Origin of the sequence: Arthrobacter sp. FW306-06-A (genome assembly GCF_021870055.1) — a bacterium.
GTDB lineage: Bacteria > Actinomycetota > Actinomycetes > Actinomycetales > Micrococcaceae > Arthrobacter.
The window spans coordinates 1-19197 of the sequence record NZ_CP084555.1 but is presented as its reverse complement, the minus strand read 5'-3'; the positions used below and the strand labels follow the sequence as shown (position 1 = coordinate 19197).

Annotated in this window: 20 protein-coding genes; 13 read left to right on the top strand and 7 right to left on the bottom strand. The window is 61.2% G+C overall.

Annotated features, from left to right (window positions below):
* Positions 1–10: 10 nt before the first annotated feature.
* Complete coding sequence (locus LFT49_RS22455; protein WP_237430790.1) at positions 11–592, bottom strand: recombinase family protein; 582 nt, start codon at positions 590–592, stop codon at positions 11–13.
* Positions 593–1061: 469 nt separating this feature from the next.
* On the bottom strand, positions 1062–1193 hold the full coding sequence (locus LFT49_RS22665) for a hypothetical protein (protein WP_272912578.1): 132 nt from the start codon (positions 1191–1193) through the stop codon (positions 1062–1064).
* Positions 1194–1493: 300 nt separating this feature from the next.
* Between LFT49_RS22665 and LFT49_RS22450 the strand changes: the two genes are divergently transcribed.
* The 4 genes from LFT49_RS22450 (at position 1494) to LFT49_RS22435 (ending at position 6218) form a co-directional block, all read left to right on the top strand.
* The gene (locus LFT49_RS22450) at positions 1494–2738 is read left to right on the top strand and encodes an NADH:flavin oxidoreductase/NADH oxidase (protein WP_237430789.1); all 1245 of its coding nucleotides are present in this window, start codon (positions 1494–1496) and stop codon (positions 2736–2738) included.
* 590 nt (positions 2739–3328) lie between these two features.
* Positions 3329–3940, top strand: coding sequence for a recombinase family protein (locus LFT49_RS22445; RefSeq protein WP_237430788.1), 612 nt, complete (start codon positions 3329–3331; stop codon positions 3938–3940).
* 41 nt (positions 3941–3981) lie between these two features.
* Positions 3982–5409, top strand: a complete 1428-nt coding sequence (locus LFT49_RS22440; RefSeq protein WP_237430787.1) for a Mu transposase C-terminal domain-containing protein — start codon at positions 3982–3984, stop codon at positions 5407–5409.
* Positions 5406–6218, top strand: a complete 813-nt coding sequence (locus LFT49_RS22435; protein WP_237430786.1) for an AAA family ATPase — start codon at positions 5406–5408, stop codon at positions 6216–6218. Before LFT49_RS22440 ends, LFT49_RS22435 begins: the two co-directional genes overlap by 4 nt.
* A gap of 212 nt (positions 6219–6430) precedes the next feature.
* On the opposite strand, the gene LFT49_RS22430 is transcribed toward LFT49_RS22435, so the two are convergent.
* From LFT49_RS22430 to LFT49_RS22420, 3 genes are all read right to left on the bottom strand, one after another.
* On the bottom strand, positions 6431–7258 hold the full coding sequence (locus tag LFT49_RS22430) for a hypothetical protein (RefSeq protein WP_237430785.1): 828 nt from the start codon (positions 7256–7258) through the stop codon (positions 6431–6433).
* 99 nt (positions 7259–7357) lie between these two features.
* Complete coding sequence (locus tag LFT49_RS22425) at positions 7358–8110, bottom strand: S1 family peptidase (protein WP_237430784.1); 753 nt, start codon at positions 8108–8110, stop codon at positions 7358–7360.
* Complete coding sequence (locus tag LFT49_RS22420; protein WP_237430783.1) at positions 8110–8460, bottom strand: hypothetical protein; 351 nt, start codon at positions 8458–8460, stop codon at positions 8110–8112. Before LFT49_RS22420 ends, LFT49_RS22425 begins: the two co-directional genes overlap by 1 nt.
* Positions 8461–9726: 1266 nt before the next feature.
* Between LFT49_RS22420 and LFT49_RS22415 the strand changes: the two genes are divergently transcribed.
* From LFT49_RS22415 to LFT49_RS22395, 5 genes are all read left to right on the top strand, one after another.
* The gene (locus tag LFT49_RS22415; RefSeq protein ID WP_237430782.1) at positions 9727–10206 is read left to right on the top strand and encodes a helix-turn-helix domain-containing protein; all 480 of its coding nucleotides are present in this window, start codon (positions 9727–9729) and stop codon (positions 10204–10206) included.
* Positions 10207–10223: 17 nt separating this feature from the next.
* Positions 10224–11246: a zeta toxin family protein gene (locus LFT49_RS22410; RefSeq protein ID WP_237430781.1), complete on the top strand. Its 1023-nt coding sequence runs from the start codon at positions 10224–10226 to the stop codon at positions 11244–11246.
* A gap of 180 nt (positions 11247–11426) precedes the next feature.
* Complete coding sequence (locus tag LFT49_RS22405) at positions 11427–11912, top strand: TIR domain-containing protein (RefSeq protein WP_237430780.1); 486 nt, start codon at positions 11427–11429, stop codon at positions 11910–11912.
* Positions 11854–12339, top strand: a complete 486-nt coding sequence (locus tag LFT49_RS22400) for an HIT family protein (RefSeq protein ID WP_237430813.1) — start codon at positions 11854–11856, stop codon at positions 12337–12339. Before LFT49_RS22405 ends, LFT49_RS22400 begins: the two co-directional genes overlap by 59 nt.
* A 134-nt stretch (positions 12340–12473) precedes the next feature.
* A complete protein-coding gene (locus LFT49_RS22395) occupies positions 12474–12884 on the top strand; it encodes a hypothetical protein (protein WP_237430779.1) in 411 nt (136 codons plus the stop codon).
* Positions 12885–13338: 454 nt separating this feature from the next.
* On the opposite strand, the gene LFT49_RS22390 is transcribed toward LFT49_RS22395, so the two are convergent.
* Both LFT49_RS22390 and LFT49_RS22385 read right to left on the bottom strand, forming a co-directional pair.
* Entirely contained in the window at positions 13339–14499 is a 1161-nt protein-coding gene (locus LFT49_RS22390) for a hypothetical protein (protein ID WP_237430778.1), read from the bottom strand.
* Positions 14496–14822 (bottom strand): hypothetical protein, encoded by a 327-nt coding sequence (locus tag LFT49_RS22385; RefSeq protein WP_237430777.1) that lies wholly within the window; start codon positions 14820–14822, stop codon positions 14496–14498. The genes LFT49_RS22390 and LFT49_RS22385 overlap by 4 nt, the downstream gene beginning before the upstream one ends.
* Before the next feature lie 249 nt (positions 14823–15071).
* On the opposite strand from LFT49_RS22385, the gene mobC reads away from it, so the two are divergent.
* The 4 genes from mobC to LFT49_RS22365 form a co-directional block, all read left to right on the top strand.
* A complete protein-coding gene (gene mobC, locus LFT49_RS22380) occupies positions 15072–15464 on the top strand; it encodes a plasmid mobilization relaxosome protein MobC (RefSeq protein ID WP_237430776.1) in 393 nt (130 codons plus the stop codon).
* The gene (locus LFT49_RS22375) at positions 15464–17023 is read left to right on the top strand and encodes a relaxase/mobilization nuclease domain-containing protein (protein WP_237430775.1); all 1560 of its coding nucleotides are present in this window, start codon (positions 15464–15466) and stop codon (positions 17021–17023) included. Before mobC ends, LFT49_RS22375 begins: the two co-directional genes overlap by 1 nt.
* Before the next feature lie 17 nt (positions 17024–17040).
* Entirely contained in the window at positions 17041–17829 is a 789-nt protein-coding gene (locus tag LFT49_RS22660) for a hypothetical protein (protein ID WP_272912577.1), read from the top strand.
* Positions 17830–17928: 99 nt separating this feature from the next.
* Positions 17929–19197 (top strand): DNA methyltransferase (locus LFT49_RS22365; RefSeq protein ID WP_237430774.1); only part of this gene is annotated, 1269 nt, incomplete at its 3' end.

Below are 19197 nucleotides of genomic sequence, written 5' to 3'. Positions count from 1 at the left end.
TCACTGGCTCTCAGGAGGCCTTTGCGAGGTAGCGGTACAGTGTGGCCACAGACACGCCTACTGCGTCCGCTATTTCCTTGGGGCTCAGTACCCCAGCGGCGTGCAGTTCCTTTGCCCTGGCGATTTTGGGACTGTCCAGCAGGGGAGGCCGGCCCCCGTTGCGGCCACGTGCGCGCGCCGCAGCAAGCCCTACGTTCGTGCGCTCCCTGAGCAGGTCACGTTCGTATTCTGCGAACGCACCGTAGATTCCGAGCATGAGCTTCGCCTGGGTATTGTTCCTGTCCGTGCTGAGCATGGGGTTGTCCAACACGCGGACACCGACGCCGCGTTCCGCCAGTTCCTGGAATAGCTGAACCAGATTCCCGAGGGACCGCCCCAAGCGGTCCAGCTTGGCGACAACCAAGGTGTCACCCTGCCGTAGCGACTCAAGGCACTTGTCCAAACCCGGGCGCCTAGCCTTTGCCCCGCTGACGCCGTGATCAATGAACAGGTGCTGGCTATCTTCCTTTACGCCAGCCGCCCGCAGTGCGTCGCGTTGCCCGTCCGTGCTCTGTTCTGCCGTGCTGACTCGCATGTAGCCAACCAGTGCCATTGCCCCGGCTCCATTCTCATTTACTCGCTTCCAACCATGGTTCTGAGAATTACTTTATGCGAATGAGTTTCGAGAACACACAACTCCTTTGGTTTCCACAGTGTGAGTGTTAACTCGGAATGGCGGTTAAGTCGCAGCTTGAAATGGCGGCTGCGCCAGCAGCTTGGTGGCACTCCCGCCGTGCGGGTCGAAAAGCCGGTGCTCTTGTTCCAGCAGGGGCGACAAGCCGGTGCTCTAACCGCGTCTGGCGACTCCGGCTCCCGCGTCGCTTTGAGGCAGAGACATGGGAGCGCCCCGATGCGATTGGGGGATGCATCGGGGCGCTTGCCAACACCATATTAGAGGGATTTTTTCAAGTCAAACCGTGACGGCGGCATCCGGGAGTTGACGTCCATCACCCCGACCCCGGCACCCATCGTCTCAATCAGTCGAGGTCTGTGCGACGCCAGCCGGCCCGGTCCAGAGGCTTTCAGCCGTGGGCAGCCACGGAGTGGGACTGCCCATGGTTCCAGGTCTTCAGTCGTGATTGGTAGTCGGCGGCGGCGATGGCCAGGGGTGCTTGGCCGAAGAAGACCCGGAGGGGCGGGGTGGCGGAGTCCACCCGGATGAGGACGGCCTCCCAGGTTGCTGCCGGGTTCCCTGGCGGCCCGCGGCGGCTGGTCCGGTTGGCAGACTGCTCGCGGACCTGCCTCGTAGACAGGAAGTGCTGTGGCGCGCCGGGCGGAACTGCCGCCCCAGTCGGTTGAGTACTGCTAAGGGGGCCCAATCAGGACCTCACATCAGTCTTTGAGCTGCGTGAGTAGAAACTTACGAACCGGCAACGGTCGCGAAATCAGTTCCGGCGCTCACCACTGATTAAGTGATTCCATTCGTTCCCTCTGAACGCTCTGAAAGGATCCTGATGCCGCATCTCTTCACCCCGTATACGCTGAAGGGCGTCACGCTGCGCAATCGCATCGCGATGTCTCCTATGACGATGTACCGGTCAACCGACGGCAAACTAGACGACTTCCACCTCATGTACCTGGGAGCACGTGCCGCTGGCGGATTTGGTCTTGTCTTCCCCGAGCAGATCGCCATCACCCCCGACGGCCGCACGACAATGCACTGCGCTGGCCTCTACGACGACGACCAGATCGAAGGCCACAAGCGGGTCGTTGACATGATCAAATCCATGGGAGGCGTCGCGGCAATCCAGCTAGGTCACACCGGTCGCAAGGGCAGCCTTGTCACCCCATGGGAGGGTGGCCACATGTTGCCCCCGGAGCACGAAGCGGGCTGGCAGACCCGTGCGCCATCTGCCATTGCCTATGGCGGCGGCATGCCCTATGTACCGCGTGAACTGACAACGGACGAGATCGCGCAGATCATGCAGGACTACGCCGATGCCACACGTCGGGCCGTCGAAGCAGGGTACGAGTGGGTGGAGATGCATTTCGCCCATGGATACCTCGGTTCCGAGTTCTTCTCCCCGCTCGCGAACCAGCGCACCGACCAGTACGGCGGCTGCCTGGAAAACCGCACCCGGTTCCACCTCGAGGCCCTCGACGCGGTCCGCAACGTTCTCCCCGACTACATCCCGCTGACGATGCGTCTGGGGATCGACGACCTGCACCCCGACGGCGTCACGGTCGATGAATCGATCACGGCAATCGGCTGGATGAAAGAACATGGCCTGGACCTCGCCGACGTCAGCATCGGATTCAACACCGACATGATGCAGGGTGACATCCCCATCGGCGCTCTGGGCGGCATGGTGAAGAACGCGACGCGTGTTCGCACCGAGGTAGGAATCCCGGTCGCTACGAGCTGGAACCTGGGCCAGCCCGAGCTTGCCAACAGGGTGATCGAGGAAGATCTGCTCGATCTCGTTTACCTCGGGCGTCCCGCCCTCGCGAACGCCCACTGGCCCGTCTACGCTGCGCGGCTCCTGGGCTACCAAGACCCCTTCAGTCTTGTCCCGGAGGACTGGGCCTGGTGGCTCCGCAACCTCCGAGGCGCCGACGAAGCCATCGGCTGGCCCGCAGCCACTAACGGTGCAGCCCTGCGAGACGTCGCCGGCGTCGCAGCAGCAGCTCCCGTCATCGAAGAGAACCCTATTTCCGAAGAACTCGCCGAGCTGGAAGCTGAATTCGAAACCGTCTGACCAACCCCAACCCCGAGCAAAGCCCTGGCTTCTACGAAGCCAGGGCTTTGCTCGGGGTTGGGGTTGCGGGGGTACGAGTCGCGGCGCAATCGGCGCCTGCCTCGCCCACTCGCAAGCCTTTCGGAATGGCGGCTATTTCACAGTTCCATTGGCGGTTCGGCAATACCAAATGACAGGATTGAGCGAGCCGCCCGATGCCTTTGCGGGAAGCCAATGCAGCCTACCGTACCTGCTGACTCGCTTCTCTTCCTCCTTCTCGCTACTCGAATCTGGCGGCGGGACATGGTCGCGGACTTCACCCGAGGCAACTTCCGCCTCATCGACCGGATCTTCACTCCAGATGGAGGCGCGTCATCATCGAAGCGGCACGATCAAACCACGTCATCGGCACCAGCTAAACCGCCAATCGAAAAAAGTGAAATGCCAGCATTCACAACTACAGATGAGGGTCGTAAACGACCGTATTCGCTACAGACAAGCAGGTGCGTTTAGAAAATTCCATGCACACTCGATTTTTGTAGCGAAACTCAGTGCCGGTTTCTACGTGCCGGTTCTTCTGCTGGTTGACGGGTATTGGTACATTTGAGCGCATGGGACATCTGTTGGGCTACGCCCGGGTATCGACCGGGGACCAGGACGCGGCCCTGCAGCAGGACGCGTTGAAGGCAGCCGGCTGCTACCGCGTCTTCACCGACACGGCTTCCGGGTCCCTAGAGTCCCGGCCGGAACTGACCAAGGTTCTGGATCAGCTCCGGCCCGGGGACACGCTGGTTGTGTGGCGGCTGGACCGGCTCGGCCGGTCCATCCGGCACCTGATCGACCAGCTGGCCGATCTCCAGGAGCGCGGCATCGGTTTCCGGTCCCTGCAGGAGGCAATCGACACCACATCCTCAGGCGGACGTCTCGTCTTCCACGTGTTCGCAGCCCTTGCCGAATTTGAGCGGGATCTGATCCGTGAACGGACCAACGCAGGGCTTCAGGCAGCGCGGGCTCGCGGGCGCGTTGGAGGCCGGCCCCCGCTGCTGACCAAGGACAAACTCCGGACCGCCCGCCGGATGTATGAGCAGAAGGATATGACGGTCGAGAAAATCGGCGAGGTTCTGGGCGTCAGCCGGACCACCGTTTACCGGGCACTCCGGCGCGAGCCGGCCCCTGTTGCGCCGCGGCGGCGTTCAACAGCCACACAGAAAACAGTCCGGTGACGGCCGGAGGCAGCGGCACCCTCGCCGGGGACACTGCCTCCATGCCTGATCAGACAGCGTTGGTGCGCTGGCAGATCCTGCGCCGGCATACCGAAGAGGGTGTGCCGCTGACGACCCTCGCCGCACTCGAGGGCATCGGGCTTCGGACGCTGCAGCGCTGGCACGCGGCCCACAAACGCGATGGCATCGCCGGGCTGGCTACAGCCAACCGCGGGACCACCCAACGGAGGAGCACCCCCGAGCTGGTCGCACTCATCGAAGGCCTGGCCCTGGTGAAACCGCCCCTGCCCATAGCCGCCATCGCCCGCAAAGCCAACCGCGTCGCCGCCGGCCACGACTGGCCGCCCGTCTCCTACAGCACGGTCCGCTCCATCACCACGGGCCTTGACACCGGCATGAGAATGCTCGCCCAACAGGGAACGGTCGCCTACCGGGACACCTATGAACTGGCCTGGCGGCACCGGGCCGAACGCCCCAATGCCATCTGGCAGGCAGACCACACCGAACTGGACATCCTTGTCCTGGACGCGAACCTGAAGCCCGGGCGTCCGTGGCTCACGACGATCCTGGACGACTACTCCCGCGCGATCTGCGGCTACATGCTCTTCCTTGGAGCACCGTCCGCTATGAACACCGCGCTGGCACTGCGGCAGGGAATCTGGCCCAAGAACGGGGCCGGGTGGCCGATGTGCGGGATCCCCGACACCCTCTACGTCGACCACGGGTCGGATTTCACCAGCAACCACCTGGCCCAGACGGCGAAGGACCTGCACTTCGAGATCACCTACTCAACGGTCGCCAGACCCCAAGGCCGGGGCAAGATCGAACGGTTCTACGGCACCATTAATACGGAACTGCTGGCCGAACTGCCCGGACGGCTGGCCCGCGGGCACCCGCCTCCGGCGCCGGTGCTGACACTCAAGGAGCTGGACACGGCGATCTGCCGTTTCATCTCGGAGGACTACCACCAGCGCGAGCACCCCGAGATCAGGGCCACCCCGCATGATGCCTGGGTAGGTGATGGCTGGCTGCCCCGGCTTCCGGCAACCATGGACGAACTGAATCTCTTGTTGCTGACCGTGGCCAAACCCCGGATCGTCCACCGCGACGGCGTGCACTTCCAGGGGCTCAGATACGTCTCGCCCCTGCTGGCCGCCTACGTCCGCGAACCCGTCGTCGTCCGCTACGACCCGCGGGATGTGACCGAGATCCGCGTCTTCCACAAGAACCAGTTCATCTGCAGGGCCGTGGACCCCGACCACGAAACCTCCACTCTCACGTTGAAAGACATCCAGGCTGCACGATCGGCGCGCCGCCGGGAGCTGCGCGGACAAATCAACCAGCGCATCGCCGTCGTGGCCCGGCACCTGCCGGACCTGGCGTCAGCGAAACCGGCTCCCGCCCCGGTCCCTGTTGATCAACCCAAGAAGCGCCCGAAGCTGCGCACCTACCTGGAGGACGACCGATGACAACACAAAGCTTCATTGCCACCAAAGAGCACCGCCGGTTCGCCGAGTTCGCGGACGCGGTGCGCCGCCAGCACACCATCGGCATCTGCTACGGCCAGGCCGGCATCGGAAAGACGCTCTCCGCCAGGCGCTACGCCAACTGGCACAAGGCAGAGAACCTCCTGGAACAGTGGGGTCCCCGGGACGACTCCGACTACCAGATCTACGCGGCCCTGGCCCGGGCACGCAGCGTCTTCTACACCCCTGCCGTTCTCACCTCGCCCAAACAGATCCACGCCGAACTCGAGCACATCAGCACCCGCGTATCGATCTGCGTGGACCAGCACCTGGAAAAGATCGGCAAGAAGACAGGACCGCACACCCGCACCGGTAAGCATGTTGAGCTCCTCATCATTGACGAATCCGAGCGCCTCAACGCCACTTCCCTGGAGCTGCTGCGCGACCGCTACGACCGCGACAACATAGCCCTGATCCTCATCGGCATGCCCGGGATTGAAAAATGGTTCAGCCGCTATGCACAGCTCTACAGCAGGGTCGGCTTCGCCCACGAATACCGCCCACTCGCACAGGAAGAACTGAATTTCGTCCTCGAGCGCCGATGGCACAAACTCGGCCAAACCCTGGACCCGGAAGACTTCACCGATGCCCAGGCCATCGCCGCCGTCGCCCGGATCACCCGAGGCAACTTCCGCCTCATCGACCGGCTCTTCACCCAAATCGAGCGAGTCATGAAAATCAACGAACTCAACACCATCACCGACGACGTCATTGAAGCTGCACGCTCAACCCTCGTCATCGGAATCAGCTAGAACCGCCAAACCTAGCTGTGAAAAAACCGCCAATCCGAACTAACAGTCACACCACAGCATGATCGTGTCTCCCGTGGTCGCCATTCTCATCCTCAGCAAAGGATCGTTTTTGAGAAGTGACACCTGCCCGTTTAGAGAGGGGCATAGAGACAGATAAGGGGACACGTCCCCCGTTCTCCCGATGTCGGGGGAGCCGGGTGATAGTTCCAGGGTTATCGATAGCTACTACTCTCAGCCAACCGGCGAAGGCGACTGACCATATCCGTTGACGGTGAGTACCCGCCCGACTGCTCGATAAGGAAATTCCGAGCAGCAGCGGCCCGATCCCTGGCCGTATAAACTTCCTGCCATGCCCTGGTGGCGCGTAGCTTCAAAGCAAGCTCATCCATTTGCCCCATCAGCTTCGAATATTCCGCCCCCGCGTTGTCGCGGACGAGGCGACTTGCCTCGCTCAAGATTTGCGTCACCATGTAAGGGTCGTCGGTGGACTGGAGCTTCGGCTCCAGAAGGGCTTTGCCGATCGAGCCGCGGCTATGGAGTGTCCCGCTGCGATACTCGGGTTCACATTCCAGCTCTTCAGCCAGGCGCGTAATGCGGATGCGGACGGCCCTGTACAGATCAGTGCGCTGTGCGTGCTTTTCTTCAGACCAGTTCTCCCGAAGCTCCTCCAGCTCTCCTTTCCAGGCCGGCACGGCCAGATAGAGGTACACCGCGCCACTGGCAATCCACTGAACGAATACACCGTCGATCTGTCCGGCACGTTCTTGCCAGAGGCTCAGGAGCTGCGCTGGAAGGTCCGGATTCGCTTCATCCTCCGCGTCCCAGCTTTCGATAAGTTCGGAGGGATCGAGCCGCGAAACAGTCAGGGACACGAACGGCGCGAATGCGTGCTGGGCTAGGTCAAGCAGTTCATCAACGGAAGTAGTTTCCTGCTGAAAGACGACAGTTGGCTCCCCGGGGAACGCTGCTTCCATGAGGCGCAATCCACGCCTATCAGCGCCAGCGCGAAGCTCCAATACCAGGTCCTCGAAATCGTCCACCTCCGCACAATATCGGAAAGCACACCTCCAGGGCTTGAAGCCTTGAAACGAGACGCACAGAGGGCCGAAGCAGTCAGCATCAGCCCGGCGGCGTGATCGCTAAAGATGCCCGCGGCAAGCGGAGGAGTTGGAGAAGTCGGAAGGATTGTTAAGAACTTCGCGCAAAACTATAACCGGAACAGCGAACTGGTCGCCGTCGCTCGCGTAAACGACGCCAACCAACTGGCCTCGGTCGTTGATTAGAGGGCTGCCGGAGCTTCCGTGCTCGATTGGGGCGTCATTTACCAGCATGGGCAGTGATGACCATCCGACGGGGTCAGGGCCGTAGCCCAGAACTTTTCCGTGCGTGGTCGTCAGCGGACCACCTAATGGGTAGCCCACGGCTGTGACGTTAGTGCCTATGGTCGGGTTCTCGGGGGCCAGGGGAATCGTGGCGGGCAGCTGTTCGTTCGTCCAGACCAAGGCGAGATCGGCTATGACGACAGCCCCCGCAGTTGTCACCTCAATGTCGTGGCCGTCGTAGGTGCTGACCTGCAAAACGGCTGCGCCGCCGATGACGTGGCGATTTGTGACGAAGACATGGTCAGAGATAGCGAATCCCGACCCACTCGAAACGCCCCCACATCCTATGTTGACGTTGCGCACCCGCAGCGCTGCCCGCTCATAGTCAGTAAAACCGCTAAGCGTAGGCACCGTTGTTGCGCGGGTATTCGTGGCTTGCGGCGCCGGATTAGCGGCTTGAGTCTTCGGAACGTCGTGAGAAGGCGGCGGTACGAGGCCGCAACCGACCAGCCCGACAAGGAGAATCGATGCATGCAAGATTATTGGTAGCGCCAAGCGCAGCTTTGGCATCAGCCGGCAAGCTTTTTAGAGAGGGCTTCGCTGTCGGCACGGGCTTGATTGCAACCGGAGTTGATCTGACGCGCATAGTTCAGGAGAGAAGCGGAGTCGTACGAGTCGAAGTCGACCAAATAGGTCTGAAGTTTTTGCAGATCCTTGATGCAAAGGTCCATGCCCGCCGTGACGTTCTGAGACATCACGACCAGCGTGGCGTAATGGGCCGCTTCATCACCCGTCTGCGCCTTTTCGTCCGACAGAGAGCGAATGCGGTCGGTAGCAGTCTTATATTGGTCCGTCACTTTGCCGAGTTGGGTCCTTAAATCCCCGGCCTGGGCTTTCTGGTCATCACGCTGCTTGGTCATTGCGTCCAATTCTTCGCCCGACTTTATGGCTGTGTCCCGCCACTCCTGAGCTGAGTATGTTGAATAGTCCCAGCCAAACCCAAGGCCTACGGCAGCCAGGAACAGGAAAACGATGGTTACAACAAACGGCCACCGCCTCGGCCGTCTATGAGTAGGCGATACGGACTCTTGGCTGGTTTCTAGATGCAACTCGTCCATATTGCTTTACCCATTTCCTCCTGCCTTGTTTTTCTGCGCACAAGGCTGACCCTTGGATTCTATGCTCAGGTGGAAAGCGGTCACTATGCATCTAGGATGCGGTTGGTGATTAAGACGGCAAAGGGATAGGTGAACTTTTGGGATTCCAGGCAATGGCAGTACGAGCCTCATCTGAGGAACAAGCAGACTACTGCTTGGGGCAAGAACAATCGCACCAGCAATCATTCGATGCATGTATGCGGGAACTCGAACGAAACAGCGGCCAGATGGGCCTTGTTACGATGTTGGTCATCGCGGGCATCATCGTTGCTGTCTACTTCTACAACAGGGGCCGCTCAGACCAGACGCGGGAAGCTGGTTTTCAGGACTAATTACGAACCATGGGCCTGGCCCTGCACTATCCCCGTGACGTTGCAGATTCCAACGCAACCGTGGCCTGCACGACACGACCTTTCTGTCTCGTTGGTTGCCTTGCTTCTTCGGCCTATAAGACAAAGCTATTGGCACCTTATTTTCACGTTCAGGAGCACCGGGCTCGGCCAACGATCCCATACCGCCGGATACTGTTCCATTGTTCGTGAAGGGCCTACTAAGGCAGCAAAACACTGCTGCCCGAGTTCAGATCCGATGAGCCTGAACTTTAACTGTCCTGCTGGCCGTCAGAGGGGTGTTCGCGGAGGGCCGCGGCAATGGTCCGGACTGCGGCCGGGTCTTCGGCCCAAGGTCGTCCCGTTGGCGTGCACGCGTGAAAATTGATCACTTTCGACCGTTGGGCAGCCTCCGTCAGCTCGTCCCAAGCAGCTTGAAGATCCTCCGCGTGCTGCCGTGAGGATGTGGGAGTATCCTCGGCCGGAGTTGAAGGTTTGGACGGTGCTGCCGCTGCAGCTTTGCGCCGAAAAAGACTTCGGAAGGCCATTCCGTTCATCCCCCTTCTGTTCTGAGCGCGCACAATCAGCGTAGCAACGGGACTCGGGGGCGCCGACGCCCATTGACTCAGCACGCCTGAAGTTCCGGCTATAACGTTAGTTATGACCGTGATAACATTGGTTATATCGAAGGAGGTTCGATATGACGATCACCAGCCCCGAGAACGCCATTGCCAATGCCCGCCGTGCCCGCGCACGCCGCGAGCTGGGCGGCCTGGACTACATCAGGAATGTCCGCGCAGCAGTGGAAACTGCTGACCAGCGCGTAGTCGCCCGCGCCCTGGGCGTCAGTCAGCCGGCCATTAGCCGGCTGCTCTCGCAGGCCGAGGCCAGGGGTGTGAAGCCCGTTCCCGAAGGTTTCAGCGGTGCCAGCCCCTACGAGATCGCAGAGCGCTACGCGGCCGGCGACATCGACCGCGACGCCATGATCCGCGAGCTGTCCGCGTGGCCTTACCCGAAGAACGAAGGCGCGGTCGCAGCGGCGGCCGAGTGGGAGTCCACGCCATACCTGGACACTCCGGGATCGTTCGCGGAAGTCGGCCGGGCGTTTGATGAAGGCCTTATCGACGGTGACGCCTACGACCAGATTCTTGATGCCTCTGACGAGGCTCCCGAAGTCTGATGACTACGCTGTAAAGCGTGACTACCGAAGACCAGGCAGCAGCGCACCGCGCCACCTTGGAGGGCTTGGGCGCAGACGGGGGACCGCTGACCGCCCAGAGCAAGACCGCGACCGTCCAGAACCCGGAGTGGTTCAACGTCCGACGCGGTGAGCCACGCCAGGACCGCCGGCGGCTGCACAACGAGATCCTTGCACGTTTCGTCGAGTCACGCCCCGAGGTTCGCCGCGACAAGAAGGCGATTGTCCTTGCCGGCCCTCCGGGCGCCGGCAAGTCCACCGCGCAGGCGGCACTCATCCAGGCAACCCGGACGCAGCCGGAGCACTGGCTGCCGATCAATGCGGACGACTTCAAGGACGAGCTGCTGCAGCAGGCCCGCCAGGATGGAAGCTACGACAGTTACCTGGTGCCGGACGAAGTGCGCGCACTGGAAGCGTCGGGGGAGAAGTTCTACCCGCGCGAGCTGGCAGCCCTGGTCCACACGGAGTCATCCATCCTCGCCAAGAAGGCACGCAACGAGGCGCTTGAGTCAGGGATGAATGTCATCATCGACGGCACCCTGGGCAACGAGAAGCAGGCCAGGATTCTGCTGGACCGACTGCAGGCTGCCGGCTATGACGTCCTGGTTGCCGACGTCGAGACAACGCACAAGGTCAGCGAGGCGCGCACCATGGGCCGCTGGGAGCGCGGCTACCTCGATGCTGAAAACGGAACGGCCGCCGGCCTCGATGCCGAGCTGGGCGGGCGCTGGGTTCCGCAGTCGTTCCCGGCGTCGCTCTTCAACGAACCAAGCGACACGGAATCCATCTGTGCAGCCAATGCGGCGGCAATCGCCGCAGACTACGGATGCGTCAGCGAGTACCAGGTTTACCGTGTCGCGGACAAGGACGCCGGCCCCAAATTGGAGACTACCCAAGGCCGCGCCAAGGCGGGCGGACCACTCCTTGATAGCGAGACCCTGGCCGCCGTTCGAGCGTCCTCAACTACCCGCGCTGTGAGTACCGCCCGCCGGCCGCAATCAGGTAAGGATTTCGGAAGGTGACAGCGCTGCTTTGATTCTGATGGAGCCGGTGTGACGGAGACATGACGGTGAGCGCAGGTGCCGCCGTTTCCTGGGTTCGGAATACTACGGTTGGGGTAGAGGGTACCAGCCCTTGTTTGGACCCGTATGTCCTGATCGTGGGCCTGGCGGTTCAATCAGATCTAGCTCTAGGAGGAGCAGTTGGCTAAGTCGGTGTTCTACAGCTTTTACTACGACCAGGATTATTGGCGGGTGCAGCAGATCATCAATATGGGTGCCGTAGAAGGGCAGCCCATCCTCAACGCGCAGGACTGGGAAGAAGTCAAACGGAAGGGTAAGGCTGCCATTGAGGAATGGATTCACACTCAGATGTCTTACAAGTCTGCTGTTGTTGTGCTGATCGGCGCTGAGACCGCAAGCCGACCATGGGTGCAGCACGAGATTGCTCATGCGTGGGACAATCGCAAACCTCTTGTGGGTGTGCGCATCCACGGGCTTGCCGACAGTAATGGCTACACAGCATCTCAAGGTGAGAACCCGTTCTCAAAGGTAAGTCTCAACGGTGGCGGTACTGTCGGTGACCACGTTCCTGTCTTTACACCGTCTGGCAACAACAGCCAGATGGTTTATGCCGATATCAAGAGCAACCTCAGCAGTTGGGTTGATAGTGCCTTCAAACGCGGCTAATTGCCCGTTTTGCGAGATCGTTCAGTTGGATGATCCTGACGCGAGAGAGGTTTATCGGGACGACCATGTGGTGGCGTTCTTCCCGCTTGAGCCTGCAACTCTTGGTCATACCCTTGTCGTGCCTCGCGAGCATGTTCAGGATATTTGGGGCCTTAAGGAGGAAACCGCATCACGACTTGCCCTTGTGACAGTCCGATTGGCAAATGTGATGAGGGGTGCCCTCCGTCCGGAAGGTTTGAACGTGATCCAGTCCAATGGTGAGGTGGCAACGCAGACGGTCCCGCACTTGCACGTGCACCTGGTACCGAGATGGAGGGGGGACGCTGTTGGCCGAATATGGCCGCCTGAGACCAACTACACCGAGGATCAGAAGGATGTGGCCTGGGAGAAATTGCGCGCTGCTTGCCGAAAGGAAATGCTCTCGTGACAAACCGAGACAAGGGAAAGGGGCGTTGGAGGATCTGCTTCCAGCGCCCCTTGGTTGCCCCGACTGGACACGAAGAAATCTCGCCGGATGATCGGCGGAAGCACTTGGACTTCATCCAGGCAACAATCACAAGGATGTCGGCAGCAGCAACCACAACCAAAAGTTGGATGTTGCCCGTTGTAAGTGCAACGTATGGCTATGCCCTCGTGCAGAAAGCCACATCGGTGGCAGTTCTCGGGATCGCGGCCGTGATTCTTTTTGCATACTTGGACGCGAACTACCTGCGTCAGGAAAAGCGCTTCCGGAGGCTCTACAAAGCCGTAGCCGAAGGAAAGGACAAGATTGCCACCTTCTCGCTTAATCCGGACGACGCTATGCCCCCAGGTGATAAGTCAACCGAGGAATGGGCAAAGTGGATGCCGAGGTGGATCAACCGGCTATTTCCTGGCCCGGCGGTCTGGAAGTCTTGGTCGGTCGGACCCTTTTACCTTGCTCTCATAGTGGCAGGGGTAGTTGTCGCTGTGCGAACAGATGTAGCTACTTGATTGGTTCGGTGAGATATACCGCCAACACGACATTGGGCTGGTTATCGGCCAAACAAAAGGGCCCCCGAAAGGGGCCCTTTTTTGCGTTTCTGGTCCACGGTTCCCCCCCCATCCCGATAAAGGCCGAAATGCTGCGCAGGGTGCGCGGTCACGGGTGGGCCGAAGGCTCATCACGAAGTGACGTGCAGCGCCCTTGACGGTGCACCAGGAGCAGTGACAATCAGAGGCCGGGATGGGGGAGTCTCTTAGGAGGCTGTGCACATCCGCCGGTTGTGGTGGGTGAGGTTCCTGGGCGTGGTGACCTGGCGGTTGTGTGCAGGCGGTCAGCTGGTTCCTGTCGTCCATCATGTGTGCAGGAAAAGCCCGAAGGAGATTGCTTTTGCTGTGCACATGTGGGCGAGAGGCTACCCATGGAGGGGCTTTAGCGGCGGGCCGTCGTTTAGTTCTTTGGGTCTTAGTAATCCATGTTGTTGATCATGTCTTGTCTGTGCACGTGGTATTCGAGGAAGCGCGTGAAGTTGCCGTCGGCTTTTGCTATGGCAAGTTCAGAGCGGAACTCGTTGTCGTAGCGAACATCCAGGCCCGATTCAATCCACTCCATTGCCTCTGGTAATACTGTGCTCAGCCAAGCGTCGATCTGGTCGAACAATGCGAACACTTCGGCAATATCTGACTCGCGGGCGGCAATGAATGAGAAATGGGGGCTTTCCCGGACTCGTGTGAGTCCTACTGGGACAGCCGCTCCGACGCCTGGGGTGTGCAACCAGATAGTTGCTCCGTGACCCTTTTCGAAGCCGCCGTGGGAGTACGGGTTGCGCCATCTCTCTACGACCTCTGTGAGCTGGCGACGGAATGTACCGCCGCCGTCGGCATGGCCCAGCACCCGATCCCACTTGTCGCCCCAGCGTGCGCCAATCAGGTTGGTCACGTTGTCTACTTCAGGGTCAAAGTCCCCGAAAGGTAGGGCGAGGACGAGGTCGTGCTCCAGGAGGCTGAGGAAAGCGGATATAGCGGCGATCATGTCGTGGAACGAGTTGAGCTGCATCTCCATCTCGCCGCTCTTGAATGAAGTCCATTTACCCGTAGGGCTTTCTCCGGTCTTCATCTCATCTTCGATGTGGTCGGGCGATTCAGCTCGTACGCGAAAGTAGTCGTAGGCACGGCGTAGGGAATAATGCTGGTTCAGAACCGTGGCGTCACCTATGCCAAGAATGTCTGGCGCCGCATCCAAGATCAGACGTTCTACCGTCTTGCTGGTTCCTTGGAGCTTCTTTATGACTTGTGACAGCGACTGACGGGCTTCCACTTCGGGTCGGTCAGTTCGGAGGTATAGGCGGACGCCGAACTTTTCGTGAGCGAGGGTGCAAGGCTCACCCTTGTAAGTGAAGCCCACCCACCACGCCACCTTCTCATCCGGTCCGCCGGGGGTTAGGCCAATCAGGGTGAGGGCATACCTAAGAAGCACTGGTACCGGCGCATCCGTTGGGGACACGGTTAGCTTGTAGGTGGGCGTACGCCAGCGCGGATCGTTACGTTCTAAAGGAGCTTCGAAATCCCGAAGTGCTGTGCGTTTCAGCTTCGCCCCTGCTTCGCTTTCGCCTGGTAACCCGGTCATGGATGAGTATGTGTTTCATCGGCCGGCTGTTCGTCTTGCGGAGTCGGTGGCACAGGCGTGTTCCGGCGCGTTGCGCGCTTTCGTACACGCAGCTTCTTCTCAGGTTCGCTGAGGCCGGCCGAGCGCAGTTCCTCAGCGGTCCAGCCTGCCGTAAGTGCAGCCTGGTAGCGCCGTGCATCTTCGTCTTCTGCTGTGCCCAGGGCGTCGCGCGCGTCGGCCACTTTCTGCCGCGACTTGACCAGCTCACGCACTGAATCCATGCGCTTGCTCAGACGCTGCTGTAGCTCGTTCTCGATCTTCTCTGCATCAATGTGGGTAGCCATGGCACTCAGTCTAACGGAGCCTGTTTGAACGCTGGCAAGGACTACCGAGATGACACAGTACGGCAACGCCGCACGCTCACCACCTGCCAAGGCGCAGTTTTTGCATCAGATCGCCGGACGGAGCAAGCTATACACTTATGTGCCATAAGTGGGCTTGATCCTCGACTTCGTGCCGAGGATGCGTCACACTTGACGTGTGATCCCGGAGAATCCGGGGCGCTGCGCTGGGCATGGAAAGGCGGTACGGCAATGGCTGAGGAACAGAGTTCCAGCCGTCGCTTGAACCGTCGTCGCCGTGCGAACATCGACGGGGAAACCCAGTACGTGCGGGTCTCCATGTCGGAGCAGGAGCGGACCCGTCTTTACGTACTGGAGGAACGGACGGGGCGCAGCCCATCGGAGATTCTGGTCAGTGCTGCGCTTTACTCCCAGTCCTCCGATTCGCTCGCGGAGCGTCGCGCCCTGGCTACCGAGTTCATGGCGGCCCGCCGCTACCTGGCTGCGCTCTCCAACAACGTGAACCAGCTGGCGAAGCATGCCAATGCGACGGATGAATTTCCCGAGGAAGCCCGCGTAGCCCTGGGGCGTGTGCGTGCGATTGCTGAACGCATGAATGGCATCATCGACGGACTGGCCGGCTGATGATTCCAAACATCACCAAGGGCGACCGCATGGCTGGTCTGTTGGTTTACCTGGCCGGTCCTGGACGGTCTAACGAACACACCGACCCGCACCTGGTGACCGGCTCCGCACCGATCATGGCGTGGCACAACGACGATCAGCTGAACCGAGACGCCGCCCTGTCGATTGCGCATCAGCTCGACCAGGCAAAGAACGTTCTTGGTGTGGACGTCAAGGGCGGACATGTCTGGCATTGCTCGTTGAGTTTGCGCGCGGAGGAAGGCGAGCTTGCCGACCAGAAGTGGGCGGAGATCGCCAACGAGTTCATGGATGAAATGGGCTTCACCGAGGCCAGCGGCAAGGCCCCCGTGTCATGGGTGGCGATCCGCCACGGGCACAGCAAGGCCGGCAATGACCACATTCACATTGCGGCTTCTATGGTGCGCGAGGACGGCACAAAATGGAGCAGCCACCTGGACTACAAGCGGGCCCAGGAAACGGCCCGTGCGCTGGAGAAGAAGCACGGCCTGGAAGAGCTTTCTCCTGTCTACGCCATGCGTGGACTGCGCCCCGGTGAGCGCGAAGCAGCCGAGCGCCGCGGAGTGGAGGAACCGGAACGACGTTCACTTGCCCGCAAGGTTCGGGCTTGCGCCACCGTCGCCCAGGACGAGGCTGAGTTTGTCCGTCGCTTCCGGCGTACGGGTGCCATGATCAAACCGCGTTACGCAGCTGGCCGTGATGACGTCGTGGTTGGCTACTCTGTTGCCGAACGTCCGCCCAAGGGAGGCCGGCCCGTATGGTTCGGCGGTGGCCACCTGGCCAAGGACTTGACCCTTCCGCGACTACGCGGAGCGTGGGCCGACAGTCCTGAGCTGGCGGACGGAGCTGTAGCCGAATGGGGAGCAGCCGCACGTGGCCGGCGGCCCGTAAACGTGGGCCGTGAGGCGCACGAACCAGATCCCCAGATGTGGGAGCAGTACAGCAACGAAGTCGCCCGGCTGCGGGAGAGCTTGCGAGCTGTCCCGATGGACGATCACGCCACTTGGGCGCAGGTCGCCCGGGAGACGTCCGGCGCGTTCGCAGCCTGGTCAACTGCCACGGAATCGACACCGGGACCGCTAGCAGCTGCGGCCGACGAATTGTCCAAGACGGCACAGCTACGGCGTTACCCGGCCCGGCCGGTCCGCAGCGTCGGCCCGTCTGCCCGGGGCGCGTCCCTGGTTCTCATGGCGGCCACCATGGGAGGCACCGGAACGGCAGCGCAAGCGATCATGCTGCGCCAGCTGCTGAACGTGGCGAAGGCCGTCCACGACATGCACAAGGCGTCCAACGACCTACGCAGGGCACGCCAGATCAGTAACCTGGTGAAGACCCAGCTGAGCCAGGTGGCAGCCGCGCTGCCGAGCGTCCCCGCGTCAGTGCCGGCGGTAGACAGCGAGGCGGCCGAAGCTGTGCGGACGAGCGCGGCGGGCCAGACTCCGGCACGCTCCGCCGGCTCAGTGCTGCCGCCGAAGTACGAGCAGGCACGCACCCACGAAACCACCCGGCGCGGGGCCACCCGCCCGGACATTGAGAGATAACACCAGGAGGGGGAACCATGAGTGAATCTGACGGCATCGACGAGGCTATCGAGGGAATGTCACGCGTCGGGCTGACTGTCGCCGGCCGGCTTGGTGAGCAGCTGGCCAGGGCACGCGAGCAGGCCCTGCGCCGCGCCCAGGCGGCCGAGGAACAGCAGGCCCGGGAGTTGCAGGCCCGGTTCGACGCGGAACGGGCAGCGGCCCGTGCACAGCTCGCCCCAGTGATGGACAATCGCTGGTGGGACACGGCCAGCGGCCGCGACGTCGAACGGGTGCATGAGGCGGCCACGGCATGGAAGGACCACGACCCGGCGGCGCGCAGCGCGGCGGAGGTGATCCGGGACCAGGTGCAACGTCGCTACGGCCTGGACGTGGACAACCTGGGCGCCGACGATACGTCGGTAGCCGCTGCCTTGGCGAAGGCCGAACGGGACCGCGAACAGGCAGAGCAGGAGCGCAGCGCCGGCCGTGACGAGAACGCCCAGGCTGCACAGTTGCTGGCTGAGGCCGCCCGGGAGGACCAGGACCGCGAACAGGACGTGACCGAAGAGAACCAGCGGCCCGAGGCGTTGGCCGAAGAAGCAGGCATCAAGTACGACTCGTCCGAGCGCCGGCAAGAGCTGGCCGCCAGCCTGGAGGACGTGGCCGACCGCGAGGCGGTTCAGGCACGGCTTAGCGCCGACCAGGACCAGGGCACCCCGCCCAGCGCGGCGGTGGCCAGTGCTCCGGGACGCAATCCGAAGGCCCGCAAGACGCGCGGAGCCAATGGCCAGACACAGCTCCTGCAGAAGGGCATGAGCCGCTAGTTCCATGAGTCCTTATTTGCGCGATGTAAATAGGGTCGGCGTCTAGCCAATAACATTGTCGACGAACATCTTTATAGGGAAGTAGGGGGCCATCCCGCTGTGGCGCATATTGACGAGCTAGTCCAGAAGGTCAGCGACCCGGTGCTCCGGGAGGCTCTTGCAGCGCAGGTACGTACACTGACCGACCGCAAAGAGTTCGGGCTCGTCTTTCAGCACCACTTGCCAGAAACTGTTCGTCTGCCGAAGCAGCGTATCCGCCGCGGTGACACTGTGGAACGCCGAGCGGTAACCAGGGGGTCGAGGTACCGGGTCGTGAGGGCGCGGGCCGCCGAGCCAACTGTTTCTGTCATTGAAATAGACGGAGCTGGGGACCCGGCGGGCGAGGGCGAGGTCCTGGAGGTACTTCGTTCGGACCTCGTGGTTGTAAAGCTGTTTGGCGAGCCTGTGTACCCTGGCTTCCAACAGCGCGGCTTAGTTGGCGTGGCGGAGACTGCCCGCCCCAGCCATGTCATTATCAACGGCGAGAATTTTCATGCGCTGCAGGCACTGGAGTACACCCATTCCAAGAAGGTCGATGTCATCTACATTGATCCGCCGTACAACACCGGGTCGAGCGACTGGCAGTACAACGACCGGTACGTCGATTCGTCTGACCGATACAGGCATTCCAAATGGCTTTCCTTCGTCGAGCGTCGGCTGAAGATCGCCAAGGCTCTGCTAAAAGAGTCTGGCGTCATCTTTGTGAGCATCGACGATAACGAGCAGCACCGTCTTCGGATGCTGTTGGATCACGTGTTCGGAGAGGCCAACTTCGTCGATACCCTCGCCGTCGAAATGTCCACCACATCTGGGCCAAAAACGACCAATGCCCAGCAGGGCACCATCGTGAAGAATGTCGAGTTCGTCCACATTTACCGCAAATCCGCGGCCTTCGACGACGTGAAGCACACCCCGTTGTACGACAGCGTGAAGCAGTGGGATAGCGACTATGCCCTGTGGCTCAACGAGGACGGCACGATCACCGATTTTGTCGCTGAGATTGACGCTGATCCCGTTGTGCGCGCCGACATTGAGAAGTTTGGATTCGTCACAGCTAAGGGGAAGTTCCTTGGGATGAGAGCCATGGATGGTCTGCTCGCTGTGTCCGAGGCGGCGAATAAATTCATCCTGGATAACTTGCATCGGATAGCGAGACGCGACATTCCACCCGTTTCCTGCCAAGACGTTGATGCACCGATCAGAGGCTGGATCGAGGTGGAGGCAGACCACCGGACCTATATTCTGACGAGACTTAGGAGCGGGACACTAAACCAGGTCTATACGCTCGTCCGAAATTATCGCCGGTCCGATGATTATCGCCCTAGCTTC